Annotated in this window: 20 protein-coding genes; 7 read left to right on the top strand and 13 right to left on the bottom strand. The window is 59.3% G+C overall.

Annotation, left to right across the window (positions count from 1 at the left end):
* Positions 1 to 42: 42 nt before the first annotated feature.
* The 3 genes from ubiB to ubiE are packed head-to-tail and all read right to left on the bottom strand — an operon-like array spanning position 43 to position 3,034.
* Positions 43 to 1,653 carry a ubiquinone biosynthesis regulatory protein kinase UbiB gene (gene ubiB / locus DT594_RS10915; protein ID WP_149332705.1) on the bottom strand — a complete coding sequence of 537 codons (1,611 nt, stop codon included), beginning with the start codon at positions 1,651 to 1,653 and terminating at the stop codon, positions 43 to 45.
* Positions 1,650 to 2,273 (bottom strand): ubiquinone biosynthesis accessory factor UbiJ, encoded by a 624-nt coding sequence (locus tag DT594_RS10910; RefSeq protein ID WP_149332704.1) that lies wholly within the window; start codon positions 2,271 to 2,273, stop codon positions 1,650 to 1,652. The genes ubiB and DT594_RS10910 overlap by 4 nt, the downstream gene beginning before the upstream one ends.
* Positions 2,273 to 3,034 carry a bifunctional demethylmenaquinone methyltransferase/2-methoxy-6-polyprenyl-1,4-benzoquinol methylase UbiE gene (ubiE, locus tag DT594_RS10905; protein ID WP_149332703.1) on the bottom strand — a complete coding sequence of 254 codons (762 nt, stop codon included), beginning with the start codon at positions 3,032 to 3,034 and terminating at the stop codon, positions 2,273 to 2,275. Before ubiE ends, DT594_RS10910 begins: the two co-directional genes overlap by 1 nt.
* A gap of 170 nt (positions 3,035 to 3,204) precedes the next feature.
* On the opposite strand from ubiE, the gene DT594_RS10900 reads away from it, so the two are divergent.
* The 4 genes from DT594_RS10900 to DT594_RS10885 all read left to right on the top strand — a co-directional run bounded on the left by DT594_RS10900 (position 3,205) and on the right by DT594_RS10885 (position 5,450).
* Positions 3,205 to 3,480 (top strand): polyhydroxyalkanoic acid system family protein, encoded by a 276-nt coding sequence (locus tag DT594_RS10900; RefSeq protein WP_096346635.1) that lies wholly within the window; start codon positions 3,205 to 3,207, stop codon positions 3,478 to 3,480.
* 106 nt (positions 3,481 to 3,586) lie between these two features.
* On the top strand, positions 3,587 to 4,009 hold the full coding sequence (locus tag DT594_RS10895) for a phasin family protein (protein WP_149332702.1): 423 nt from the start codon (positions 3,587 to 3,589) through the stop codon (positions 4,007 to 4,009).
* A gap of 20 nt (positions 4,010 to 4,029) precedes the next feature.
* The gene (locus DT594_RS10890; protein ID WP_149332701.1) at positions 4,030 to 4,860 is read left to right on the top strand and encodes a phasin family protein; all 831 of its coding nucleotides are present in this window, start codon (positions 4,030 to 4,032) and stop codon (positions 4,858 to 4,860) included.
* A gap of 155 nt (positions 4,861 to 5,015) precedes the next feature.
* On the top strand, positions 5,016 to 5,450 hold the full coding sequence (locus DT594_RS10885) for a phasin family protein (protein WP_178091508.1): 435 nt from the start codon (positions 5,016 to 5,018) through the stop codon (positions 5,448 to 5,450).
* Positions 5,451 to 5,494: 44 nt separating this feature from the next.
* Here the strand turns inward: DT594_RS10885 and DT594_RS10880 are convergent, their stop codons facing one another.
* The 10 genes from DT594_RS10880 to DT594_RS10835 form a co-directional block, all read right to left on the bottom strand.
* Entirely contained in the window at positions 5,495 to 6,109 is a 615-nt protein-coding gene (locus tag DT594_RS10880) for a TetR/AcrR family transcriptional regulator (RefSeq protein ID WP_149332699.1), read from the bottom strand.
* A gap of 9 nt (positions 6,110 to 6,118) precedes the next feature.
* Entirely contained in the window at positions 6,119 to 7,750 is a 1,632-nt protein-coding gene (locus DT594_RS10875) for a class II poly(R)-hydroxyalkanoic acid synthase (RefSeq protein ID WP_149332698.1), read from the bottom strand.
* 39 nt (positions 7,751 to 7,789) lie between these two features.
* Entirely contained in the window at positions 7,790 to 8,647 is an 858-nt protein-coding gene (gene phaZ / locus DT594_RS10870; protein ID WP_149332697.1) for a poly(3-hydroxyalkanoate) depolymerase, read from the bottom strand.
* Between the two features lie 23 nt (positions 8,648 to 8,670).
* On the bottom strand, positions 8,671 to 10,350 hold the full coding sequence (gene phaC / locus DT594_RS10865) for a class II poly(R)-hydroxyalkanoic acid synthase (RefSeq protein ID WP_149332696.1): 1,680 nt from the start codon (positions 10,348 to 10,350) through the stop codon (positions 8,671 to 8,673).
* A gap of 244 nt (positions 10,351 to 10,594) precedes the next feature.
* Positions 10,595 to 10,987, bottom strand: a complete 393-nt coding sequence (locus DT594_RS10860; protein WP_149332695.1) for a gamma-butyrobetaine hydroxylase family protein — start codon at positions 10,985 to 10,987, stop codon at positions 10,595 to 10,597.
* 123 nt (positions 10,988 to 11,110) lie between these two features.
* Positions 11,111 to 12,451 carry an ATP-dependent protease ATPase subunit HslU gene (hslU, locus tag DT594_RS10855; RefSeq protein WP_149332694.1) on the bottom strand — a complete coding sequence of 447 codons (1,341 nt, stop codon included), beginning with the start codon at positions 12,449 to 12,451 and terminating at the stop codon, positions 11,111 to 11,113.
* A 21-nt stretch (positions 12,452 to 12,472) separates the two neighbouring features.
* Positions 12,473 to 13,003 carry an ATP-dependent protease subunit HslV gene (gene hslV / locus DT594_RS10850; RefSeq protein ID WP_096346667.1) on the bottom strand — a complete coding sequence of 177 codons (531 nt, stop codon included), beginning with the start codon at positions 13,001 to 13,003 and terminating at the stop codon, positions 12,473 to 12,475.
* Positions 13,004 to 13,198: 195 nt separating this feature from the next.
* Positions 13,199 to 13,795 (bottom strand): SPOR domain-containing protein, encoded by a 597-nt coding sequence (locus DT594_RS10845; RefSeq protein ID WP_149332693.1) that lies wholly within the window; start codon positions 13,793 to 13,795, stop codon positions 13,199 to 13,201.
* A gap of 5 nt (positions 13,796 to 13,800) precedes the next feature.
* Complete coding sequence (gene argS, locus DT594_RS10840; RefSeq protein WP_149332692.1) at positions 13,801 to 15,546, bottom strand: arginine--tRNA ligase; 1,746 nt, start codon at positions 15,544 to 15,546, stop codon at positions 13,801 to 13,803.
* Positions 15,547 to 15,626: 80 nt separating this feature from the next.
* On the bottom strand, positions 15,627 to 17,840 hold the full coding sequence (locus tag DT594_RS10835) for a primosomal protein N' (RefSeq protein ID WP_149332691.1): 2,214 nt from the start codon (positions 17,838 to 17,840) through the stop codon (positions 15,627 to 15,629).
* A gap of 224 nt (positions 17,841 to 18,064) precedes the next feature.
* Between DT594_RS10835 and rpmE the strand changes: the two genes are divergently transcribed.
* From rpmE to DT594_RS10820, 3 genes are read left to right on the top strand one after another with little or no spacing between them, the layout of a single operon-like run.
* A complete protein-coding gene (rpmE, locus tag DT594_RS10830; protein WP_022963663.1) occupies positions 18,065 to 18,277 on the top strand; it encodes a 50S ribosomal protein L31 in 213 nt (70 codons plus the stop codon).
* A gap of 5 nt (positions 18,278 to 18,282) precedes the next feature.
* The gene (locus tag DT594_RS10825; RefSeq protein WP_246164619.1) at positions 18,283 to 19,098 is read left to right on the top strand and encodes a thermonuclease family protein; all 816 of its coding nucleotides are present in this window, start codon (positions 18,283 to 18,285) and stop codon (positions 19,096 to 19,098) included.
* A complete protein-coding gene (locus DT594_RS10820; protein WP_149332690.1) occupies positions 19,095 to 20,537 on the top strand; it encodes a M48 family metalloprotease in 1,443 nt (480 codons plus the stop codon). Before DT594_RS10825 ends, DT594_RS10820 begins: the two co-directional genes overlap by 4 nt.
* The last annotated feature ends 56 nt before the right edge of the window (positions 20,538 to 20,593 follow it).

Below are 20,593 nucleotides of genomic sequence, written 5' to 3'. Positions count from 1 at the left end.
TTATAGGTCAGGTCGCGCCAGTGGTTGTTACGTGGAGAGCGTCTATTCACCGCGTGGCATGCCACGCCGCAGCACCAACCAGCCACCGACGACGATCAGTAGCCACTGGGTGGGCTCGGCCTGGGTCCAGAGTGCCGGCTCGGCGCCCAACCCGCTGGCTCCGAGTAGGCCGAGCAACAAGCCGGCAAGTCGCAGCCCGGTATTGCTGCTGCGGGTCACCACCGGCTGCACCGGTTGCATTGCCAGCCGGTCCAGCGCCTGGCGCGTGCTGTGGAGCAACGGTGGTACCTGCTCGAGCTGTTGCTGCCAGTTGCGCAATTGATGCTGCGGCATGGCACGTTCGCGCATCCAGCGCTCCAGATACGGCTGCCCGGTGGCCCATAGGTCCAGGTCGGGATACAGCTGACGTCCCAGACCTTCGATATTCAGCAGGGTTTTTTGCAGCAACACCAGTTGCGGCTGGACTTCCATATTGAAGCGCCGGGCGGTCTGGAACAGGCGCAGCAATAGTTGGCCGAAGGAAATATCCTTCAACGGCCGCTCGAAGATTGGCTCGCAGACGCTGCGGATCGCCGCTTCAAATTCATTGATGCGGGTCTCGGCGGGCACCCAGCCGGAGTCGATATGCAGTTGCGCGACGCGGCGATAATCACGTTTGAAGAACGCCATCAGATTGCGCGCCAGGTAGTTCTGATCCTCGGGAGTCAGACTGCCGACGATGCCGAAATCGATAGCGATATATTGCGGTTCCCAGGGATGGCTTCGGGAGACAAAAATATTGCCCGGGTGCATGTCCGCATGGAAGAAACTGTCGCGAAACACCTGGGTGAAAAAAATCTCGACGCCGCGTTCGGCGAGCTTTTTCATATCGGTACGCTGGTCGAGCAGCGCCGGCATGTCCGTCACCGCCAGGCCGCTGATGCGCTCCATGACCATGACCTTGTGCCGGCACCAATCCCAGTAGACCTTGGGCACGTAGAGCAAGGGCGAGTCTTCGAAATTGCGCCGCAGCTGCGAGGCGTTGGCCGCTTCGCGGTGCAGATCCAGCTCGTCGAAAATGGTGTTCTCGTAATCACGCACCACATCCACCGGGCGCAGGCGGCGACCTTCAACGGAGTGGCGCTCAAGCATACGCGCGGCCAGAAACAGCCATTGAATGTCCTGGCCGATCACTTCGCCGATGCCGGGACGAATCACCTTGACCACCACTTCGGTGCCATCCATCAGCCGCGCTGCGTGAACCTGGGCAACTGACGCGGAGGCTAATGGCTCGGCGCTGAAGCTGGCAAAGATCGACTCGATGGGCTGGCCGAGCTGCTCTTCAATGCGCTTGCGCGCCTGATCTGCAGGGAAGGGCGGAACCTTGTCCTGCAAGCGCGCCAGTTCCAGCGCTATATCGTCTGGCAGCAGGTCGCGACGGGTCGAGAGAATCTGCCCGAACTTGATGAATACCGGGCCAAGGTCTTCACAGGCCAGACGCAAGCGCGCGCCGCGCGAGAGATTTTTCGGTGCCGGACGCAAACGCCAGGGGCCGACTTTCAATAGGAAGCGCCCGGCCCATGGCAGGGGGAAGGCACCCAGTAGTTGATCCAGCCGATAGCGAGTAAAAATGTGCAGAATGCGCATCAGGCGCAGCAGGGCAGTCAGGTTCATAGGTCGTGCGTTTCCGGGTCGGAGGCGTTAAGCCGGGCCAGGCGGGCTTCGAGGCGGTCCAGATCCAGACGCAGCTGATGAAGCTGGTCGGCGCTGACGCTGGCTTCGGCGTTGCCAACCAGTTGCCGGCCTTCTTCGGTCAGATACTCGGACAGGCTGCGACTCAGGCTGTGCTGCGCCTGTCCGCCCCATTCCCTGCCTGTGCGTAATAGATTGGCCACCGCATGCCCGGCCACCGGACCAATCCAGCGCGCCAGTTCCGCCTCGCCATCCAGGCGCAAGTCGCCCAGCGCATTCTGCAGACTGACCAGTACCTGGCTATCGCCACTCAGTTGTAGAGCCGGCTCCTGCAGCAGGCGCTGACGTTGGTCACTGACCATCAGCCTCGCGAGCAACACGCTGGGTGCACTCAAAGTGCAGTCGGGAGGCAGCTCAGACGAGCGGAGCAGTTCGATACCTGAGGTGCCGGGCAGTAAATAAACCTGCCATTCGGGGTCGCGTGCCTGAATCAATATCACCTTTCCGCTCAATCCAGCCAGGCGTTGAGCGGTCAACGGGTCACGCGCCAGCGCTGCTGTCAGGCTGCGCTGCACGCCGGAAAGCAGGGCCTGGGTGAGCATCAGGGCTTGATGCCCCGATGCAGTGCCACTACGCCGCCGGTCATGTTGTGATAGGTCACGCGGGCAAAGCCGGCTTCCACCATCATCGCCTTGAGGGTTTCCTGGTCGGGATGCATGCGGATGGATTCGGCCAGGTAACGGTAGCTTTCCGAATCGTTGGTCACCAGCTTGCCCATCAACGGCAGCAGGCGGAAAGAATACTGATCGTAAGCCTTGGACAGCATCTTGTTGCCGGGCTTGGAGAACTCCAGTACCAGCAACCGCCCGCCGGGTTTCAGCACCCGCAACATGGAGGCGATGGCGCGGTCCTTGTGGGTCACGTTGCGCAAGCCGAAGGCGATGGTGATGCAATCGAAATGATTGTCCGGAAATGGCAGAGCTTCGGCGTCCGCCTGCACGAAGCGCACGTTGCCGGCGACGCCCAGATCCAGCAGCCGGTCGCGCCCGACCTTGAGCATCGAATCATTGATGTCGGCCAGGACCACTTCGCCTTCGGGCCCCACCAGCTTGGAAAACTTGCGCGTCAGATCGCCGGTACCGCCGGCAATATCCAGCACCTTGTTACCCGGTCGTACGCCGGACAGTTCGATGGTGAATCGCTTCCACAGGCGATGAATACCCCCGGACATCAGGTCGTTCATCAGGTCGTAGCGTGCCGCAACCGAGTGGAATACATCGGCAACGCGTTTAGCCTTCTCGGATTCGGCGACCGTCTGAAAGCCGAAGTGAGTGTTTTTATCTTGCTGGTCTTTATCGCTCATGGGATCCGTCTGCCTGGGCAAATCAGCCCACATTCTAACCGCTTTTTCGGTGCCAGCGGGGGTTTTCAACAGGCCGTCGTGACGCACTGGCGGGTGACGCGTGGCGGCCTTTACGGCATGCTATAGGCTTGCTGAGTGTCCTACCTCCCATTAAAAGAAGAGAAACGAAAATGGCAACTGTCGATATCACCCGTGAACACAATCTGGGCAAGGAAGTGGCGCGCGAGCGCGCCCAGAAGCTGGCAGACAAGCTGGCGCAGAAACTCGACGCGAAATGCACATGGGAAGGTGATGATCTGCTGTTCAAACGCAGCGGCGCCGATGGCTGCATCAGCGTGTCGGAAGATCAGGTACGGGTGACGGTCAAACTCGGACTGATGCTCACGCCCATGGCGGGCATGGTCAAAGGCGAGATCGACAAGGCCCTGGACAAGTATCTGAGCTGATTCGGCGTTTTAGTATGTGTTTTCTAATTTAGCTGCGTAACTTGGCCAACAAGGGTCGAACACCGGCCCATAAATGTATCCATTATTCATTACAGGAATCATTACCATGGCTAAGAACACTGCAAAGAAAATCGAAATTGAAGCTGCCTCTTTTACTGGCGACGTAAAGAACTATGCTCACCAGATCTGGCTGGCAGGCCTGGGTGCCTATGCCAAGGCTGGTAAGGAAGGCGCTGATTACTTCAAGAAGCTGGTTTCCGAAGGCGAAGCTGTTGAGAAGCAAGGCAAGGAACTGGTCTCCAGCCAGGTCGAGTCTGCCACCAGCAAGGTCAACAGCAAGGTAGAAAGCTTCAAGGGCCGTATCCAGGCGCGCACTGGTGGTAGCCTGAACAAGGTTGAAGAAGTATTCGATGACCGTGTTGCTTCTGCCCTGAGCCGCCTGGGCATCCCGAGCAAGAAGGACATTGACCAGTTGTCTGCTAAGCTGGATGATCTGAGTGCTGCACTCAAGTCGATCGACAGCAAGTAAGGTCACAGAGGAGTTACTCCATGGCGGGCAAGAAAAAGCAGGACAAAGACAATGGTTGGGTCGGTGAGATAGAAAACTACTCACGTCAGATCTGGCTGGCAGGTTTGGGCGCTTATGCCAAGGTTGGCAAGGAGGGCGTCAAGCTCTTCGAAAACCTGATCAAGGACGGCGAGGTGGCCGAGAAAGCCGCCAAGTCCGAAATTGACAAGCAGGTTGGATCCATCAAAGGCAAAGCCAGTAAGAGCAAGAAGGATTCCGTTGCGGCGGCACAGTCCAAGGTCGACAAAGCCCGTGGACGCGTCTCCGGCAGATGGAACGAGCTGGAAGAAGCTTTTGACAAGCGTTTGAACAGTGCCGTGTCCCGCCTGGGAGTTCCCTCGCGTGATGAGGTCAAGGCGCTTAACAGCAAGGTTGACGAGCTGACTCGCATGATCAGCAAGATGACCGCTGGGAACGCACCGGCCAAGGCTGCGCCGAAAGCCGCAGCAAAAGCTGCGGCCAAGCCCGCTGCCACTCGGTCGGCAGCAGCCAAGCCTGCAAGCAAGCCCAAGGCTGCCGCTGCGAAAGCACCGGCCAAGCCAAAGACGGCTGCCAGCAAGCCAGTGACAGCTCGTGCGGCAGCCAAGCCGAAAGCAGCGCCGGCAGCAGCCAAACCGGCCGCGAGCAAAGCAGCACCAAAAGCGGCTCCGAAAGCCGCTGCGAAACCGGCTGCCAAGCCTGCAGCGAAAGCCGCACCCAAGGCTACGCCAGCAGCTAGCAAGCCAACGACAGCGACACCAGCGGCAACGCCGACACCCACGCCAACGGTTGCTCCTGCAGCGCCTGCGGCGGAAAAGCCTTCGAATTCCTGAGGCTTTTCGCACTATCGAAACCCGACCCGCGCAAGCCGGTCGGGTTTTTTATTGGCGGTCTTTTATTAGTATGTTTTTTCTAAAATGACTGGGTAGTCTCGATGATGTGGCTGGCAGTAATGGCAGCCAAACCCTTATCAGCAGGAGTGACTACCATGGCACAGGTTAAAAAAAAGCGTCTTATTGATTCGAGCATCAACGCCGCCACTGAGGCAACTGATAGCCTCAAGATCCAGGCGCGGCAGCTGTGGCTGGCAACCTTGGGGGCTTACGCGAAAGTAGGCAAAGAAGGTGCCGCGTATTTCAAGGAGCTGGTGAACGAAGGCCAGGCGCTTGAGACCCAGGGCAAGGAACTGCTTTCTGAGCAGGTCGACAGCGCTACCTCTAAGGTTGAGCAGTTCAAAGCCGGGTTCAAGGCGCGCGTCGATTCTGCCACTGGCGGGCGTTTGGAGAAGGTCGTCGGTTCGGTAGAGAAAGGCCGCGCGGAGTTGCTTGGCCGGGTGGGTATCCCCAGCCGCAGTGAGCTGCAAAAGTTGTCCGCCAAGCTGGATGAACTGAGCGCATCGCTCAAGGGCGCCAAGCTCGGCTGAGTACCAGGTTGTAGTCCCCTTTACCCGGCCACTGGCCGGGTTTTTTATGCGTAGCGGTTGATCAGCATCAGCATCCATTCGCGGGTATCCGCATCCAGATACGGCAGCAACAGCCCCAGGACCTGACGCACCCCCAGAGAAGCATCTTGCTGGTCGCCGCGGGTGATGCGTTGGTAATCCAGCCAGAACAGAAAGGTCTGGCAGAGCGTATCCAGCAAGCGCTCCAGGCTGTCGTCATCACAGTCCATATGGCCTTGCTCGCGCAGTGCCAGCAGCACGCGCAGCAGGGTCTTGCGCAGGGCGGCGATCCACTGTTGCATGGCGCGGTTGATGAAGGCGTAGCGTCCGCTCAGGTTGGATAGATCCTGAAACAGGAAGTGGTAACTGATGATCGATTCGAACAGCAGATGCAGGAACAGCCAGTAGTCTTCCGGGCTGAGTTCATCGGGGTCGATGTCCAGATGCAGAAGGCTCTGGGTATTGTCGATAAAGGCGTCGAGCAAGGCCTCCAACAGCGCCTCTTTGCCGCGGAAATGGTAATACAGATTGCCCGGGCTGATATCCAGCTCGTTGGCGATGTCCAGCGTGGTCACATTGGGTTCGCCGTGCTCGTTGAACAGCGCCAGCGTGCAGAGCAGGATACGTTCACGGGTTTTCATGCGCTTCCTTCAACAATCATGTACATAACGCCCGGGTGCGGCCCCCAGCGGCGGGTAATCGAGGTTACCAAGGTGTTCGGGTGCTGGCTGCATGGCCCCGCTGTGGCTTTGCAGCCAACTGCTCCAGTGTGGCCACCAACTGCCTCCTTGTTCAACACTGTCAGCCAGCCAGCTAGTCACATCACCGGTGACCGGACCGCTGCGCATGACCGCACCCGGATAGTCCGGTGGATTGATCAGACTCTGAATATGGCCGCTGTGACTCTGCACGAAGACCGCATCGCCGCCCAGACGTCCACCCGGAAAACAGTTGTTCCAGGGCACGATATGATCACGCCGAGCGCCGAGGTGCCAACTGGGCTGGCTACACGATTGCAGGTCGATGGGGTGACCGAGCAAGCAAAGGTGCCCCGGGCGGCTCAGCGGGTCGCGTTGAAACAGGTCGAGCAGATCTTCCACCAGGCGGGCGGGCAGCCGGGTGCTGTCCTGGCTCCAGTAGAGGATGTCGCGCTTGGCCAGCGGCTGATCGAGGGCATAGCGTGCCAGTGCCTGCGGCCAGACGAACTGTTCCGGCCGCAGCCAGGCGAAGCTGGCGGCCAGTTGCCGGGCACTCAGGTAACCCTGCTGCCATAGTCGTGAGCGGAGCCGTTGTTGCGTGGCCGGCCCACTCAGCCGCAGCAAAGGTGTTTCCAGGTGGGGATCGATGGGCGTTACCAGGTAGCTGACCGAGCAGAGTTTGGCGCTATCGCCCCTGGCTTGCAGCAGCCCCTGAAATAGCAGGCCGAGGAGTCCGCCGGCGCAAACGCCGAGCAAGCTGGCCTGCGGGCTGCCGCCAACAGAGCAGGTGGTTTGCAAGGCTCGATCGCAAGCTCTTACATAATGGCTGAAGCCCCATTCGCAATGTTCCGCCAGGGGATTGCGCCAACTGATCAGAAACACCTGCAAGCCCTGATCCAGCGCATGACGAACCAGGCTTTGCTGTGGATTCAGATCCAGCAGGTAGAACCGGTTGAGCGGCGGCGGAATCACCAGCAGCGGATGTTGATGCACCTGTGGCGAAGTCGGTTGGTACTGGATAAGTTCAAACATCGGGTCGCGCAGGACGACCTGCCCCGCCGAGCACGCCAGGTCGCGGCCAACCAGATAATCATTATCTTCAATCAGCGGTGCCAGCGGCCGCTCCAGCGCCAGATCCGCGGCCAGATGTTGCACGCCTGCCGCCAGATTTCTGCCCCGGCTACGCTGCAACTGGCGTAGAAAAACCGGGTTGAGCGGGCTGTTACTGGGCGCCAAGGACGCCTCCAGCTGCATACCTAGCCAGGCAAGACGGCTGCGGTCGACCTCATTGATCCTCAGACCTTCCAGCCAACGGCTATTTTCCTGTTGCCAGCTGAGCCAGGCTTTCAGCAGCCGCTGCTGCATCGGCCGCTGCCAGCCGGGATCGCTGAAGCGCTGATCCGCGTAGTCTACCGCCTGGCTGGAGTTGCCTGCCAACGCTTCCAGCAGGCGCCCGCCGAGCCTCAGCGTGCGGCGAACATGATGGCAGGGTTGAGCGGGGAGGGTGCGCAAAAGCGCCAGAAGGCTATCGGCCAGATCCCCGCTTGACGCGCTAGGTGAGGCGGGATCTTGTGTCGCGGGCATCCAGCAGTCCTTGTCCAGATACAGATTAGTAGCGAGTGATCAGTGTTTGATCACGGCGCTGGCCGGGGGCCGGATCACCGCCGGATGTTTCTCCTCGGCGAGAAAGCCCATGATGATTGGCGCTACCGAGTCGGCACGAGTGACCAAAAACAGATGCCCATCATCAATCACGTGGAGTTGCGAATTGGGGATGCGCCAAGCAAGCATGCGCATGTTGACCAGCGGAATGATCGGATCATCATCACCAGCGAGAATCAACGTGGGTTGCCTGATCTTGTGCAGCCAATGAAAGCTGGTCCAGCCAAATCCTGCGAATAGCTGCCAGTAATATCCCACCTTGCCGGAAGAGCGCACTTTGGCGGCATGCGAGCGGGCCAGGTTGGGGTCGCGGCGAAAGGCGCCACCGTAGATGTCCGGCGCGATTTTGACCACGTGGGAAGGTTGCAGGTAACGCCGCGGGCTAGCCATCTTCCACAACACATGCGGCCGCCCAGGCACCATTACCATGCCTGCGGCAGTGGCTGCCAGGATCAGCTTCTTGCAGCGTTCCGGGTAGTCATGGGCAAACTGCTGAGCCAGTGCACCGCCCCAGGAAACGCCGATCACATTGACCTGGGCATAGTCGAGGTAATCCAGCATGCGCGCTGCCAGCTTGGCCAAGCCAGGAAACCGAAAAGGAGTGGAAGGCGTAGAAGAGCCGCCCACGCCGGGTGCATCGAATACGATTACTTCCATTTCCGGATCCAGCGCCTGGACGAACGGAAATACCAGCTCCAGGTTGGCGCCAATGCCGTTGAATACCAGCAAAGGCGGCATATGGTCCTTGCCGGGTCGGACGGCCGTTCGCAACACCTGGCCATCCAGTTCAATGGTACGAAATACAAAAGATTGGGACATGTATGGGTCTCTTGGGAACGCTCCTAGCGTTCGTGGACATAAGTCCCTGGCGCCGCTTCCATCGGCGGGAAATCTTCGTCACCCAATACTGCAGGCGCTGCTTTGAGTTTGCCACCGCGGGCATGTAGCCAGTCACGCCAGTACTGCCACCAGGAGTCTGACTGTTTGGTAGCGGTTTCCAGCCATTTCTTGGGATCGTCGGGCATCTCGGTGTTGGTGAAGAACCGCGATTTCGGATTGCCCGGTGGATTAAGGATACTCTGGATATGACCACTGGAAGACAGGACAAATTCACATTTTCCGCCGAGCAATTTGGCGGATTTGTAACAGGCATCCCACGGAGTAATGTGATCGTTGAGACCGGCGATACAAAAGAAGTCGGCTTTGACCTGCTTCAGGTCAATCGGCGTGCCGCAGACTTCCAGCGCCTTGGCGCGAGTCAATGGGTTGGTCTTGAACATTTCCAGAAATTCGCCATGCAGCGCTGCGGGCAGCCGCGTGGTGTCGTTGTTCCAGAACAGGATATCAAACACCGGCGGCTCATTGCCGAGCAGGTAGTTGTTCACCCAATAGTTCCAGATCAAATCGTTGGGGCGCATCCAGGCGAAGATCTTGGCCATGTCCTTGCCTTCCAACACGCCGCTTTGATAGGACATGCGCCGCGCCGCCTCGATCGATTTTTCGTCGGCAAATAGCGCGACCTGAGTCTTGATGCCGGTATCCAGTACGCTGACCAGCAAGGTGAAGGAGCTGACCTTCTTCTCCTTCAGCGCAGCATAGTGGCCGAGCAGCGAGGCGGTAGTGATGCCCCCGGAGCAGGCGCCGAGCATGCTCAGGTCCTTGCTGCCGGTGATCTTCAGCACAATATCGATGGCCTCTTTCAACGCTTCGATATAGGAAGACAATCCCCACTCGCGTTGCGCCTTGGTCGGGTTGCGCCAGCTGACGACAAAGGTCTGCATGTGGTTGAGGGTCAGGTAGCGTGCCAGGCTCTTCTCCGGCGACAAATCGAATACATAGAATTTGTTGATCTGCGGCGGCACGACCAATACCGGCTTTTCGTAAACTTCTTCAGTCAATGGTTTGTATTGAATCAGCTCAAGCACTTCGTTGCGGAACACTACCGAGCCTTTGGTGATGGCCAGGTTCTTGCCCACTTCAAAGGCGTTCATATTGACCTGGCTGGGCATGCCGCCATTGTTGGCGATATCCTGCGCCAGATGGGTCATGCCGTCGAACAGGCTTTTGCCGCCGGTCTCGAAGAAACGTTTGATCGCCGCCGGATTCAACGCGGTGTTGGTCGGCGACATGGCCTCGGTCATCAGCGAAATCACAAACTGGGCACGTGCTACGTCTTGAGGGGGCAGGTTGGAGGTGGTAATCCAGCTATTGAGCTCTTTGCGCCAGGCCAGATAGCTTTGCATATAGCGCCGATACAGCGGGTTCTGATTCCAGGTCGGATCAAGAAAGCGCTTATCTGCGGGGTCAGGTGCTATTTCGGAACGCCCGATCAATACATCCTTGACCGCCAGGCCGAAGCGGCCGACATGTTTAAGACTATGCACTGGTTGCTTGATTGTTTGTCGCAGGACTTGCCGTGCGGTGCTGACGATATCGCGGGTTGGTGCGCCGATGATCGGGTTGGGGCCAAGGATATTGTCACTGGCCTGCAGGCCGAGCTCTTCGTCTTTTTTTTGGGCCATCTTGTGAAGCTCCGGTGCGTGACTGAACTGAGTCGGCAGAAAAACAGGTGGGATGCATCTGGGCAAAACATTTGGCGCAGTGATTTACCCAAGGTATCGACCTATTACTACAATCTGCATTGTCCTCGAAAAGTGATTGGATATGAGACAAGTTAGCACGCGCGGAGCTGGCTGTTAAACCGAATTTGCCGCAGGATCAACGATTAGTCTGATGTGCGCTGTAGCGGATATCCAGCGCTCTGGTTTAGTGCAGCAAGCGCACCGTCGAAGTATGCGGATCACGGCTGGCGCCGGCATCGGAGATTTGCTCAAGATAGGCTTTCCAGAGCTGTTCCTGCTCTGTAGCCAATTGATAAAGATAGTCCCAGCTGTACAGACCGCTGTCGTGTCCGTCATCAAAGGTCAATTTCAGCGCATAACGTCCCGCCGGCTCCACGCCGAGCAGTGCGACATGCTGTTTGCCGGTCTGCAGCACCGGTTTGCCGTGCCCACGAACCTCGGCCGACGGCGACATTACCCGCAAATACTCCGCCGGGAGAGTAAACGCCTGACCATCGGCATAGCCTAGCTCCAGCGTGCGGGATGCTTTGTGGAGTTTGATGCTGGTGGGAATAGGGGCGGAAATAGGGCCGGGCATTAGGATCATCCTCTCGAGTTTGAAGCCATAGTCCGTCATGCCCGCCAAGGCGGGAATCCATGTTGGGGAAGAAAGAATCCCGGTAGCGAAGACCGGGATTCAACTGTCAGCCTGCAACTTACGTTAAAGAATATACCGCGACAGGTCCTCGTTCACCGCCAGCTCGCCCAGATGCTCATCCACATAGGCAGCATCGATCTTGAGCGTTTCGCCGTTCTGGCTGCTGGCCAGGTCGCCAGCACTGAAGGAGACCTCTTCCAGCAGACGCTCCAGCACCGTATGCAGACGACGAGCGCCGATGTTTTCGGTTTTCTCATTCACCTGCCAGGCAATCTCGGCCAGACGCTTGATAGCACCAGCATCAAAATCGATGGTCAGGCCTTCGGTGTTCATCAGCGCGCGATACTGTTCGGTCAGCGACGCATCGGGTTCGGTGAGAATGCGCTCGAAGTCGCCGGGCGTGAGGGACTGCAGTTCCACGCGGATAGGCAGACGACCCTGCAGCTCGGGAATCAGGTCCGAAGGCTTGGTCAGGTGGAAGGCGCCGGAGGCAATAAACAGGATATGGTCAGTCTTGATCATGCCAAACTTGGTATTGACCGTGCAGCCTTCGATCAGCGGTAGCAGATCGCGCTGCACGCCTTCGCGGGAGACGTCGGCACCGCCGCCGCTATTGGCGCGCTTGCTGACCTTGTCGATCTCGTCAAGAAACACGATACCGTTCTGCTCTACCGCATGAATCGCCCGAGCCTTGAGCTCTTCCTCGTTGACCATGCGCGCGGCTTCTTCATCGCGGACCAGCTTGAGCGCCTCCTTGACCTTCAACGTGCGCGTCTTGCGCTTGTCCTTGCCGAAGTTGGAGAACATGTTTTGCAACTGGCTGGTCATTTCTTCCATGCCTGGCGGCGCCATGATATCCACGCCGACGGGAGCTTCGGCTACTTCGATATCGATATCCTTGTCGTCCAACTGACCTTCGCGCAGGCGTTTGCGGAACAGTTGACGGGTGCTGTTATCTTCGCGCGCAGGTTGATCGCCGGTTGCCGGTCGGGCCGGGGGCAGCAAGGCGTCGAGAATGCGCTCTTCAGCGGCATCTTCAGCCCGGTGACCCATCTTGGCAATTTCCTGCTCACGGAGCATCTTGATTGCAGCATCGACCAAATCGCGAATGATCGACTCTACGTCGCGGCCCACATAACCGACCTCGGTGAACTTGGTCGCTTCAATCTTGATAAAGGGTGCCTGGGCCAGTTTTGCCAGGCGCCGTGCTATTTCGGTCTTGCCGACACCGGTTGGACCAATCATCAGGATATTCTTTGGCGTGACTTCGGCGCGCAGGGCTTCTGGCAACTGCTGGCGACGCCAGCGATTGCGCAAGGCAATGGCAACGGCGCGCTTGGCGTCCTGCTGGCCGATGATATACCGGTCCAGTTCGTGAACAATTTCGCGGGGGGTCATGGACATGCTGGCGATGTTCCGGATGCCTCAGGGATTGGCATCCAGCTCCTCAATTGTCTGGTTGTGGTTGGTGTAGATACAGATTTCACCGGCAATATTCAAACTGGTCTCGACGATCTCGCGCGCTGACAGGTCGGTATGCCGCAACAATGCCATCGCTGAAGACTGGGCATAGGGACCGCCGGAGCCAATGGCGATCAGACCCTCTTCCGGTTCGATCACATCGCCGTTGCCGGTAATGATCAGCGAGGCGTCCTTGTTGGCGACGGCCAGCAGCGCTTCCAGGCGGCGCAGTGCGCGGTCGGTACGCCAATCTTTGGCCAGCTCAACAGCAGCTCGCACCAGATGGCCCTGGTGTTTTTCCAACTGGGCTTCAAAGCGTTCGAAAAGAGTAAAAGCATCGGCGGTGCCGCCGGCGAAGCCAGCAATGACCTGATCTTTGTACAGGCGGCGTACTTTACGGGCATTGCCTTTCATCACGGTGTTGCCCAGGGAAACCTGGCCATCGCCGCCGATCACGACCTTGCCATTACGGCGTACGGAAACAATAGTGGTCACGCGCAGCTCCTGATTGGCTGTTGTGGGAGTGGCCGACATGCTGCGCCGACCCATGTTTATTTATCTGGGGGCGCAGTGGGGGATTTCAAGGCTTGGTCGTGCGCGGAATCAAGACGTGATCGACAAGGCAGGTTTAACGAAGAGGGTCAGGCCGGAGTGAAGAGCTGCAGCCCGGTAGCGGGCTGCAGTCTATATTCAAGGTGTAGTGCGCTGCTGCAACAGCAGATTGTCGAAGCCGTTCCCGGCTAGCGTAGTTTGCGCACTGCTCAGAGTCGCTCGATCCTGGAATGGACCAACCTGTACCCGATACCAGATTTCACCGCCATCCAGGCGGGCGTTTTCCAGCTTCACATCCAGCCCGAGCAACAGGATCTGCGCACGGACCCGATCAGCTTCGGCGCGCTGTCGGAAAGAACCGGCTTGCAGGTAGAAGCGGGTGCCGGACGCGGAAGCGGCATCTTCTGGCTTTTTCTCGTCGGTGCTTTTTTCAGGCTCGGCGGTTTCCGGCACACTGCTCTGCGGCACTATGACTTCTGACTCGGGCAGCAAGGTATAAAAGTCATAGCGCGGCTGATCAGCCTTGCTTGGCGGCGGTGGCGTGACCGCTGGCGGTGGTGGCGTCTTGTCACGCTGCACGGACCCGCGACCAGGCTCCAACTGAAACAGAAAGGTTACAAAGACGCCGATCGCCAGCCCGGCCACCAGCCAGAGCCAGCCGGGTATGCTGCGTTTGGAGTTGGACTGCTGCCTGCTGGCGCCGCGCCGGGGGGCGGCCTTGCGTGCTTTTGCCATACTGCTTACATGCGCTCCAGTGTGTCGATGCCGAGCAGGGTAAGCCCCTGCCGCAGGGTGCGTCCAGTCAATGCCGCCAGACGCAGGCGGCTATCTTTCTGGGCCGGCTGTTCCGCGGCCAGAATCGGACAGAGTTCATAGAAGCTGGAAAAACGTCCTGCCAGCTCGTACAGATAGTGGCAGAGGACGTGCGGTGTGCCCTCGCGCGCGACGTATTCCAGTGTCTGCGCGAACTGTGCCAAATGCGCCGCCAGCTCAGCTTCGGCCGGCTGTTCCAGCTGCATCGGACCCAGATCCTCGACGCTGGTCATGCTGCGGTCCAGCTTGCGGAACACACTGGCGACGCGGGTATAGGCGTACATCAGATAGGGAGCGGTGTTGCCCTCAAAGCTGAGCATCAGCTCGAAGTTGAAGTTGTAATCGCTGCTGCGGTGCTTGGACAGATCAGCATATTTGACCGCGCCGATACCGACTGCACGGGCGATCTGCCGTAGCTCTGCAGCATCCAGATCCGGGTTTTTCTGCGAAACCAGTTGATGTGCGCGTTCTTCAGCCTCATCCAGCAGATCTACCAGTTTCACCGTGCCGCCATCGCGGGTCTTGAACGGCTTGCCGTCGGCACCGTTCATGGTGCCAAAGCCCATATGCTCGAGCTGCATGCTCTCGGGTACGAAACCGGCGAGCCGCGCCACGGCAAATACCTGCTGAAAGTGCAGGGCCTGACGCTGGTCCACGAAGTAAAGCACGCGGTCGGCGTGCAACTGCTCGTGGCGGTAACGCATCGCAGCCAGGTCGCTGGTGGCATAGAGATAGCCACCGCCTGCCTTCTGAATGATCACCGGCAGTGGGTTGCCCTCGGCATTCTTGAACTCATCCAGAAACACACAGCGGGCGCCCTGACTTTCCGTCAGCAGGCCTTTGGCTTGCAAGGCTTCGACGATGCTCGCCAGTTTGTCGTTGTAGGCACTTTCACCGCGCACATCGGCTGGGGTCAGGCTGACGCCGAGGCGGTCATACACGGCCTGGCAATGGCCCAGCGAAATACGGTTAAAGCGCTCCCAGAGTGCCAGACAAGCCTTGTCGCCAGCCTGCAGCTGCACCACCCGCTCACGCGCGCGGTCAGAAAACTCGGGGCTTTCGTCAAAGCGCTGCTTGGCTTGGCGGTAGAAGTTTTCCAGGTCGGCCAGCTCGGCCTCGGCCTCCACGCTCTGCTCTTCCAGGTAGGCCAGCAGCATGCCGAACTGGGTACCCCAGTCGCCTACGTGGTTTTGCCGCACCACCTCGTGCCCCAGGTGCTCGAGTACGCGCACTACGGCGTCGCCAATAATGGTTGAGCGCAAATGGCCAACGTGCATTTCCTTGGCCAGATTGGGCGAGGAATAATCCACTACGACTTTCTGCTGCGGCTCGGCCAGGGCGATGGCCAGGCGCGGGTCGGTCAGTGCCCGGTCCAGATTGGCCGCCAGCCACTGACGGTTCTGAAAGAAATTGATAAACCCTGGTCCGGCGATGGACACCTCGGAGATGGCTTCATGCTCAGGCAATGCCGCGATCAGTTGCTCGGCCAGGTCGCGCGGCTTCATGCGTGCGGCTTTGGCCAGGGTCATCGCCAGGTTGCTGGCAAAATCGCCATGGGCCTTATCACGGGCAATTTCTACCTGAATGGACGGCTGAATGTCGTCAGGCAGTACGCCCTGGCTTTGAAGGCTGCTGACCGCACTGGCCAGCAGTTGGCTGATAAGGTTTTTCATGATTGGGGATTCATCCGGCGAGTGCCTGTGGAAAACCCGCCATTATCCGCATTAAGTGTGCGGTTGCCAAATACAGCGCGCTAAAACATGTCCAGCGGGTCTACATCGATTGACCAGCGGACCTTGCGGCCCAATGGATGGCTCTCGAGCTGCGGCAGCCAGTGATGCAGCAATTGGTGCAAGGTCGAACGCTGCTTGGCCTGCACCAGCAGTTGCGCCCGGTAGCGACCTGCACGACGTTCCATTGGTGAAGGCACTGGCCCGAGCATATCCACTGCCAGTCCGAGTTGATCGCTCAGGTTCTCTGCCAAGGTACAGGCGGATTCGAGAAATTCATTGGCGACGTTGGCGTTGTTGGCTTCTGCGCGCAGCAGCGCGATAAAGCTGAACGGCGGCAGGCCAGCTCTACCGCGGGCATCCAGCTCCATGTCGGCAATCGCGCCATAACCCTGTTCAGTCAGGTTGATCAGCAGCGGGTGCTCGGCCATATGGGTCTGGATTAGCACCTGCCCAGGTTTGTCGGCGCGGCCGGCACGCCCGGCGACTTGTGTGATCAGTTGCGACATCCGCTCCGGCCCGCGAAAGTCGGCCGAGAACAATCCGCCGTCGGCATCCAGAATCGCCACCAGGGTTACATCGGGAAAGTGGTGCCCCTTTGCCAGCATCTGCGTGCCCACTAGTAAACAGGGAGCGCCGCTCTGAATGCGCTTGAGCATGCCTTGCATGGCCTCCTTGCGCGCCATGCTTTCACGGTCGATGCGCAACACTGGAAAATCCGGGAAGCGCTGCGCCAGATGCTCTTCGGTACGCTCGGTGCCGGCGCCGAGCTGACGTAGATCCTTGCTCAGGCACTTCGGGCATTCGTGCTCCTGCGGGCGCTGGGTATCGCAATGATGGCAGTGCAGGCGTGGCGGGTTCTGGTGTACGGTCATACGCGCGTCACAGCGGGTGCATTCGGCGATCCAGCCGCAATCGTGGCACATCAGCGTCGGCGCAAAGCCGCGACGATTGATAAATACCAGCACCTGGTTGCCCTGTTTCAGGTGCTCGCCAATGGCCTCGATCATCGGTCGACACAGGCCGGCTTCGAGTTTGCGGCTGCGAATATCAATACAGCGAAAGCCCGGCGGCTTGGCGTTACCGGCACGTTCGGTCAGGCGCAGATGCTGGTAGCGACCGCGGCGCACGTTATGCAGGCTCTCCAGCGACGGCGTGGCCGAGCCTAGGATGATCGGTGTGTCTTCCAGATGCGCGCGATACACGGCCAGATCGCGCGCGTTGTAGCGCAGACCCTCCTGCTGTTTGAACGACAGGTCGTGCTCTTCATCGACAATAATCAGGCCCGGGCGCGCCAGTGGGGTAAAAATCGCCGAGCGGGTGCCAATAATAATGCCTGCTTCCCCGTCACGTGCGGCAACCCAGGCATCCAGCCGCTCGCGGTCATTCAGACCGGAGTGCAGGATCACCACCGGAATGCTGAAACGTTTCTGGAAGCGCTCCATGGTTTGCGGGGTCAGGCCAATTTCCGGGATCAACACCAGTGCCTGCCGACCGGCGACCAGGCAGCGCTCGATCGCCTGCAGATAGACTTCAGTCTTGCCGCTGCCGGTGACGCCGTCCAGCAACCAGGCGGTAAATCCGCTCTTGCCGGCGATCGCCTCCAGCGCCGCCTGCTGTTCGGCATTGGCCTTCAGCGGTATGTCGCTTAATAAAGGTAGCGGTTCGGCAGTGTGATGCGGGGACTGGTGAATGCGCTGAGCCAGACCTTTGCGCTCAAGCGCTTCGAGTGCATCGCGGGTTAGCCCCCATTGGCTGATCAGCGCATGGGACAAGCCATGCGGATGCTTGGCCAGCACTTGCACTGCCTGTTTCTGCTTGGTCGCGCGACTGACCGCAGGATGTTCGGGGTAGGCGCCGGGCAGCAGTTGCCAGAGCAGGTCCTGCCGGGCGATAGCCGGCTCACCCTGGCGCAGCAGCGTCGGCAGCGCGCAACCCAGGGTGTCGCCCAGGCCGTGCTGATAGTAGCTGGCGGTCCATAGAATCAGTTGCCACAAACTCTCGGGCAACAGCGGCTGCAGATCGATGAGCTCCTGGGCCGGTTTCAGTTTGGCGGCAGGCACTTCGGTGGTGTCGCTGATACCGGCAATGACGCCGACCATCTGCCGCTGTCCGAAGGGCACACGTACGCGCTGGCCGATACACAGATCCTCGGCACGCACGCCAGCCGGACTGCGGTAGTCGAACAGGCGGCGCAGGGGCGAGGGCAGGGCGACCTGCAGTATGGGTCCGGGCACGCGTGGCTTCCTGTTGCTAGGCTGTTGGTAAGGCCATGTTGATGTCGCGCCATGGTAGCATTCCCATCCCTCGTGCATGAGACTTGCGTCTGGCGCGGATTCTGGTATTATCGCCGGCCTATTTATGGCCCCTGCGCATTCCGTGCTGGCGCCAAGCAGACCACCATAGCGTGCGGTGCCTGATCAGGTTGATCTGGTGGCGGCACACACAAAGAGGATTCACCATGAAAGCTGATTTGCATCCTGCGTACCAGGAAATCGAAGCCACCTGCAGCTGCGGTAACGTGATCAAGACCCGTTCCACACTGAAAAGCGGTATTCACCTCGACGTCTGCTCCGAATGCCACCCGTTCTACACCGGCAAGCAGAAGATGCTGGACACTGGCGGTCGTATCGAGCGCTTCAAGCAGCGTTTTGGCGCTGTCAGCTCCAAGTAAGACCCATGCCGGGCCTCGCGCAAGTGATGGCCGCAGTGCAAGGCAAGAAAAAGGCGCTCCTTACGGGCGCCTTTTTTATTGCCTGTCTGTTGGCCCCCGCCGTACACGCCGATGTTTGTCAGCTAGCGGATAAAGGTGAACGCGTCAGCAGTCGGGTGGTGATCGATGGCGATACGCTGGAGCTGAGCGATCAGCGCCGGGTTCGTTTGATCGGCATCGATACACCAGAAATTGGTCGGCGCGGTGAGCCCAGTCAACCTTTCGCCCAGGCGGCCAGAAAGCGCCTGGAGCAACTGGTTCGGCAACCCGGTTTGCGATTGCATGTCGGACGGCAGCCCAAGGACCACTACGGCCGCACGTTGGCGCATCTATACGGGCCAGACGGCCAGAATATTGAAGCGCAGTTGCTCAGCGAAGGCTTGGGTTTTGCGCTGGCGGTGCCGCCCAACAGTGCGTTGATTGACTGTCATCTGGCGGCGGAAGGGCTGGCGCGCCAAGCCAAACTTGGTCTGTGGCAGGATTCCCCAGTGCAGAAGGCGAGCCAGATAAAGTCGGGTGGCTTTGCACTGGTCGGCGGGCATGTGGTGTCGGCCAATGAAGCCGGGGGTTATCTCTGGCTGGAGTTGGACGGCCCTGTGGTGTTGCGTATTGCTCAGGATGAGCGCAGATTATTTCCTGCAGGTGCGCCCGGATCCTGGAAGGGCCGGCAGCTGGAAGCGCGCGGGTGGGTAATCGACCGGCGCGGTCAGCGTCACCTTAAATCCGGCCACAAGCCGTTCATGTTGCCACTGCGTCACCCCTCGATGTTGGAGCTACAATGATTTTTCGTCCTCTGTTGGTCTTCGTTCTGGCCGGGTTAGTGCTCGGCGGCTGCGCGGCCAACCCGGTCACCGGCAAGCAGAACTTTGTGATGATGTCCGAGGCCCAGGAGATGGCTCTGGGGCAACAGGCCAGCGAGCAGATCGCACAACAGATGAGCATGCTCAAGGATCCCAAGTTGCAGGCCTATGTGCAGCGCATCGGTACGCAGTTGGCCAACAAGAGCCATCGCAGCGGTATTCCCTATCAGTTCAATGTGGTCGATTCCCCGGACATCAATGCCTTCGCGCTCCCGGGCGGACATATTTATATCAATCGCGGTCTGCTGATCTACCTCAATTCCGAGGCGCAGATGGCTGCGGTATTGGGCCATGAGATCGGTCACGTCACCGCCCGTCATGGCGTGCGGCAGCAAAGTATCGCGATGGGCACGGGCCTGATCGGCCAACTGATTACCATAGGTACGGGCATGCCGGCGGCCGGTGATCTGAGCAATATGCTCGGCACTGCCATGGTCCGTGGTTACGGCCGTGATATGGAGCTGGAGGCCGATGGTTTGGGTGCGGAGTATCTTGCCCGTACCGGGTACCGGCCGGAGGCGGTGCTGGATGTCATCGGCGCGCTGAAGAATCAGGATACCTATTCCTCGCAGAAGGCCGCAGCCCAGGGTAAACAGGTCGAGAGTTACCATGGTCTGTTCTCTACGCATCCGACCCACGACCAGCGCTTGCAGCAGGTGGTGGCCCAGGCTCAGGGGCTGACAACCGGTGACGCGCAGCGGGTGGGCCGGGACGACTATTTGCAGATGCTCGACGGTATGATCTATGGCGACAGTCCGGAACAGGGGATTGTTCGTGGTCAGCGCTTCCTGCATACCGAGTTGAACATGGTGCTGGATTATCCCAAGGGCTGGGTGATTCTCAACCGCCCGGATGTGCTGCTGGCGCACACCCCGGATGAGCAAGGGTTTATCGCGCTGACCATGGAAAACCTCAGCAACACCAATGTATCAGCCGAAGAGTTGTTACGCGCCCGTGTCGGCAAGCAGCGACTGACCCAGGACCTGGCATTCAGCGGTACTGGCTACAAAGGCTTTACCGCGACCATTCCCGGGGATAATGCGCGGCGTGTCGCGGCGATAGTGCGCGGCAAACAGGCTTTCCTGTTTATCGGTGCATTCCGTGGTCGTGGCCCGCTGGAGCTCTACGACGAGCAGTTTGTGCAGACCATCCGCAGTTTTAGGCCCCTGACCGCCGCGGACAAGAAGAACGCGCAGCCCATGCGGATTCGCCTGGTGCGGGCGCGGCAAGGCGATACTTACGCCAAATTGGCAAAGGGCAGCCCCTTGGGGGATGAGGCCGAAGCGCGTCTGCGGTTGCTGAACGCGCAATGGCCGGAGGGCCAGCCCAAGGCCGGGCAGTGGCTCAAAGTTGTAAGATAATGTCCTTGACATTGATCTCGTGAATGATCTTGTTCGTATGGGTGGTTTTCTGTATT

The sequence above is a fragment of the Halopseudomonas laoshanensis genome, assembly GCF_008365385.1.
GTDB lineage: Bacteria > Pseudomonadota > Gammaproteobacteria > Pseudomonadales > Pseudomonadaceae > Halopseudomonas > Halopseudomonas laoshanensis.
The sequence above is the reverse complement of the archived record's forward strand: the minus strand, read 5'-3'. Positions and strand labels throughout refer to the sequence as shown.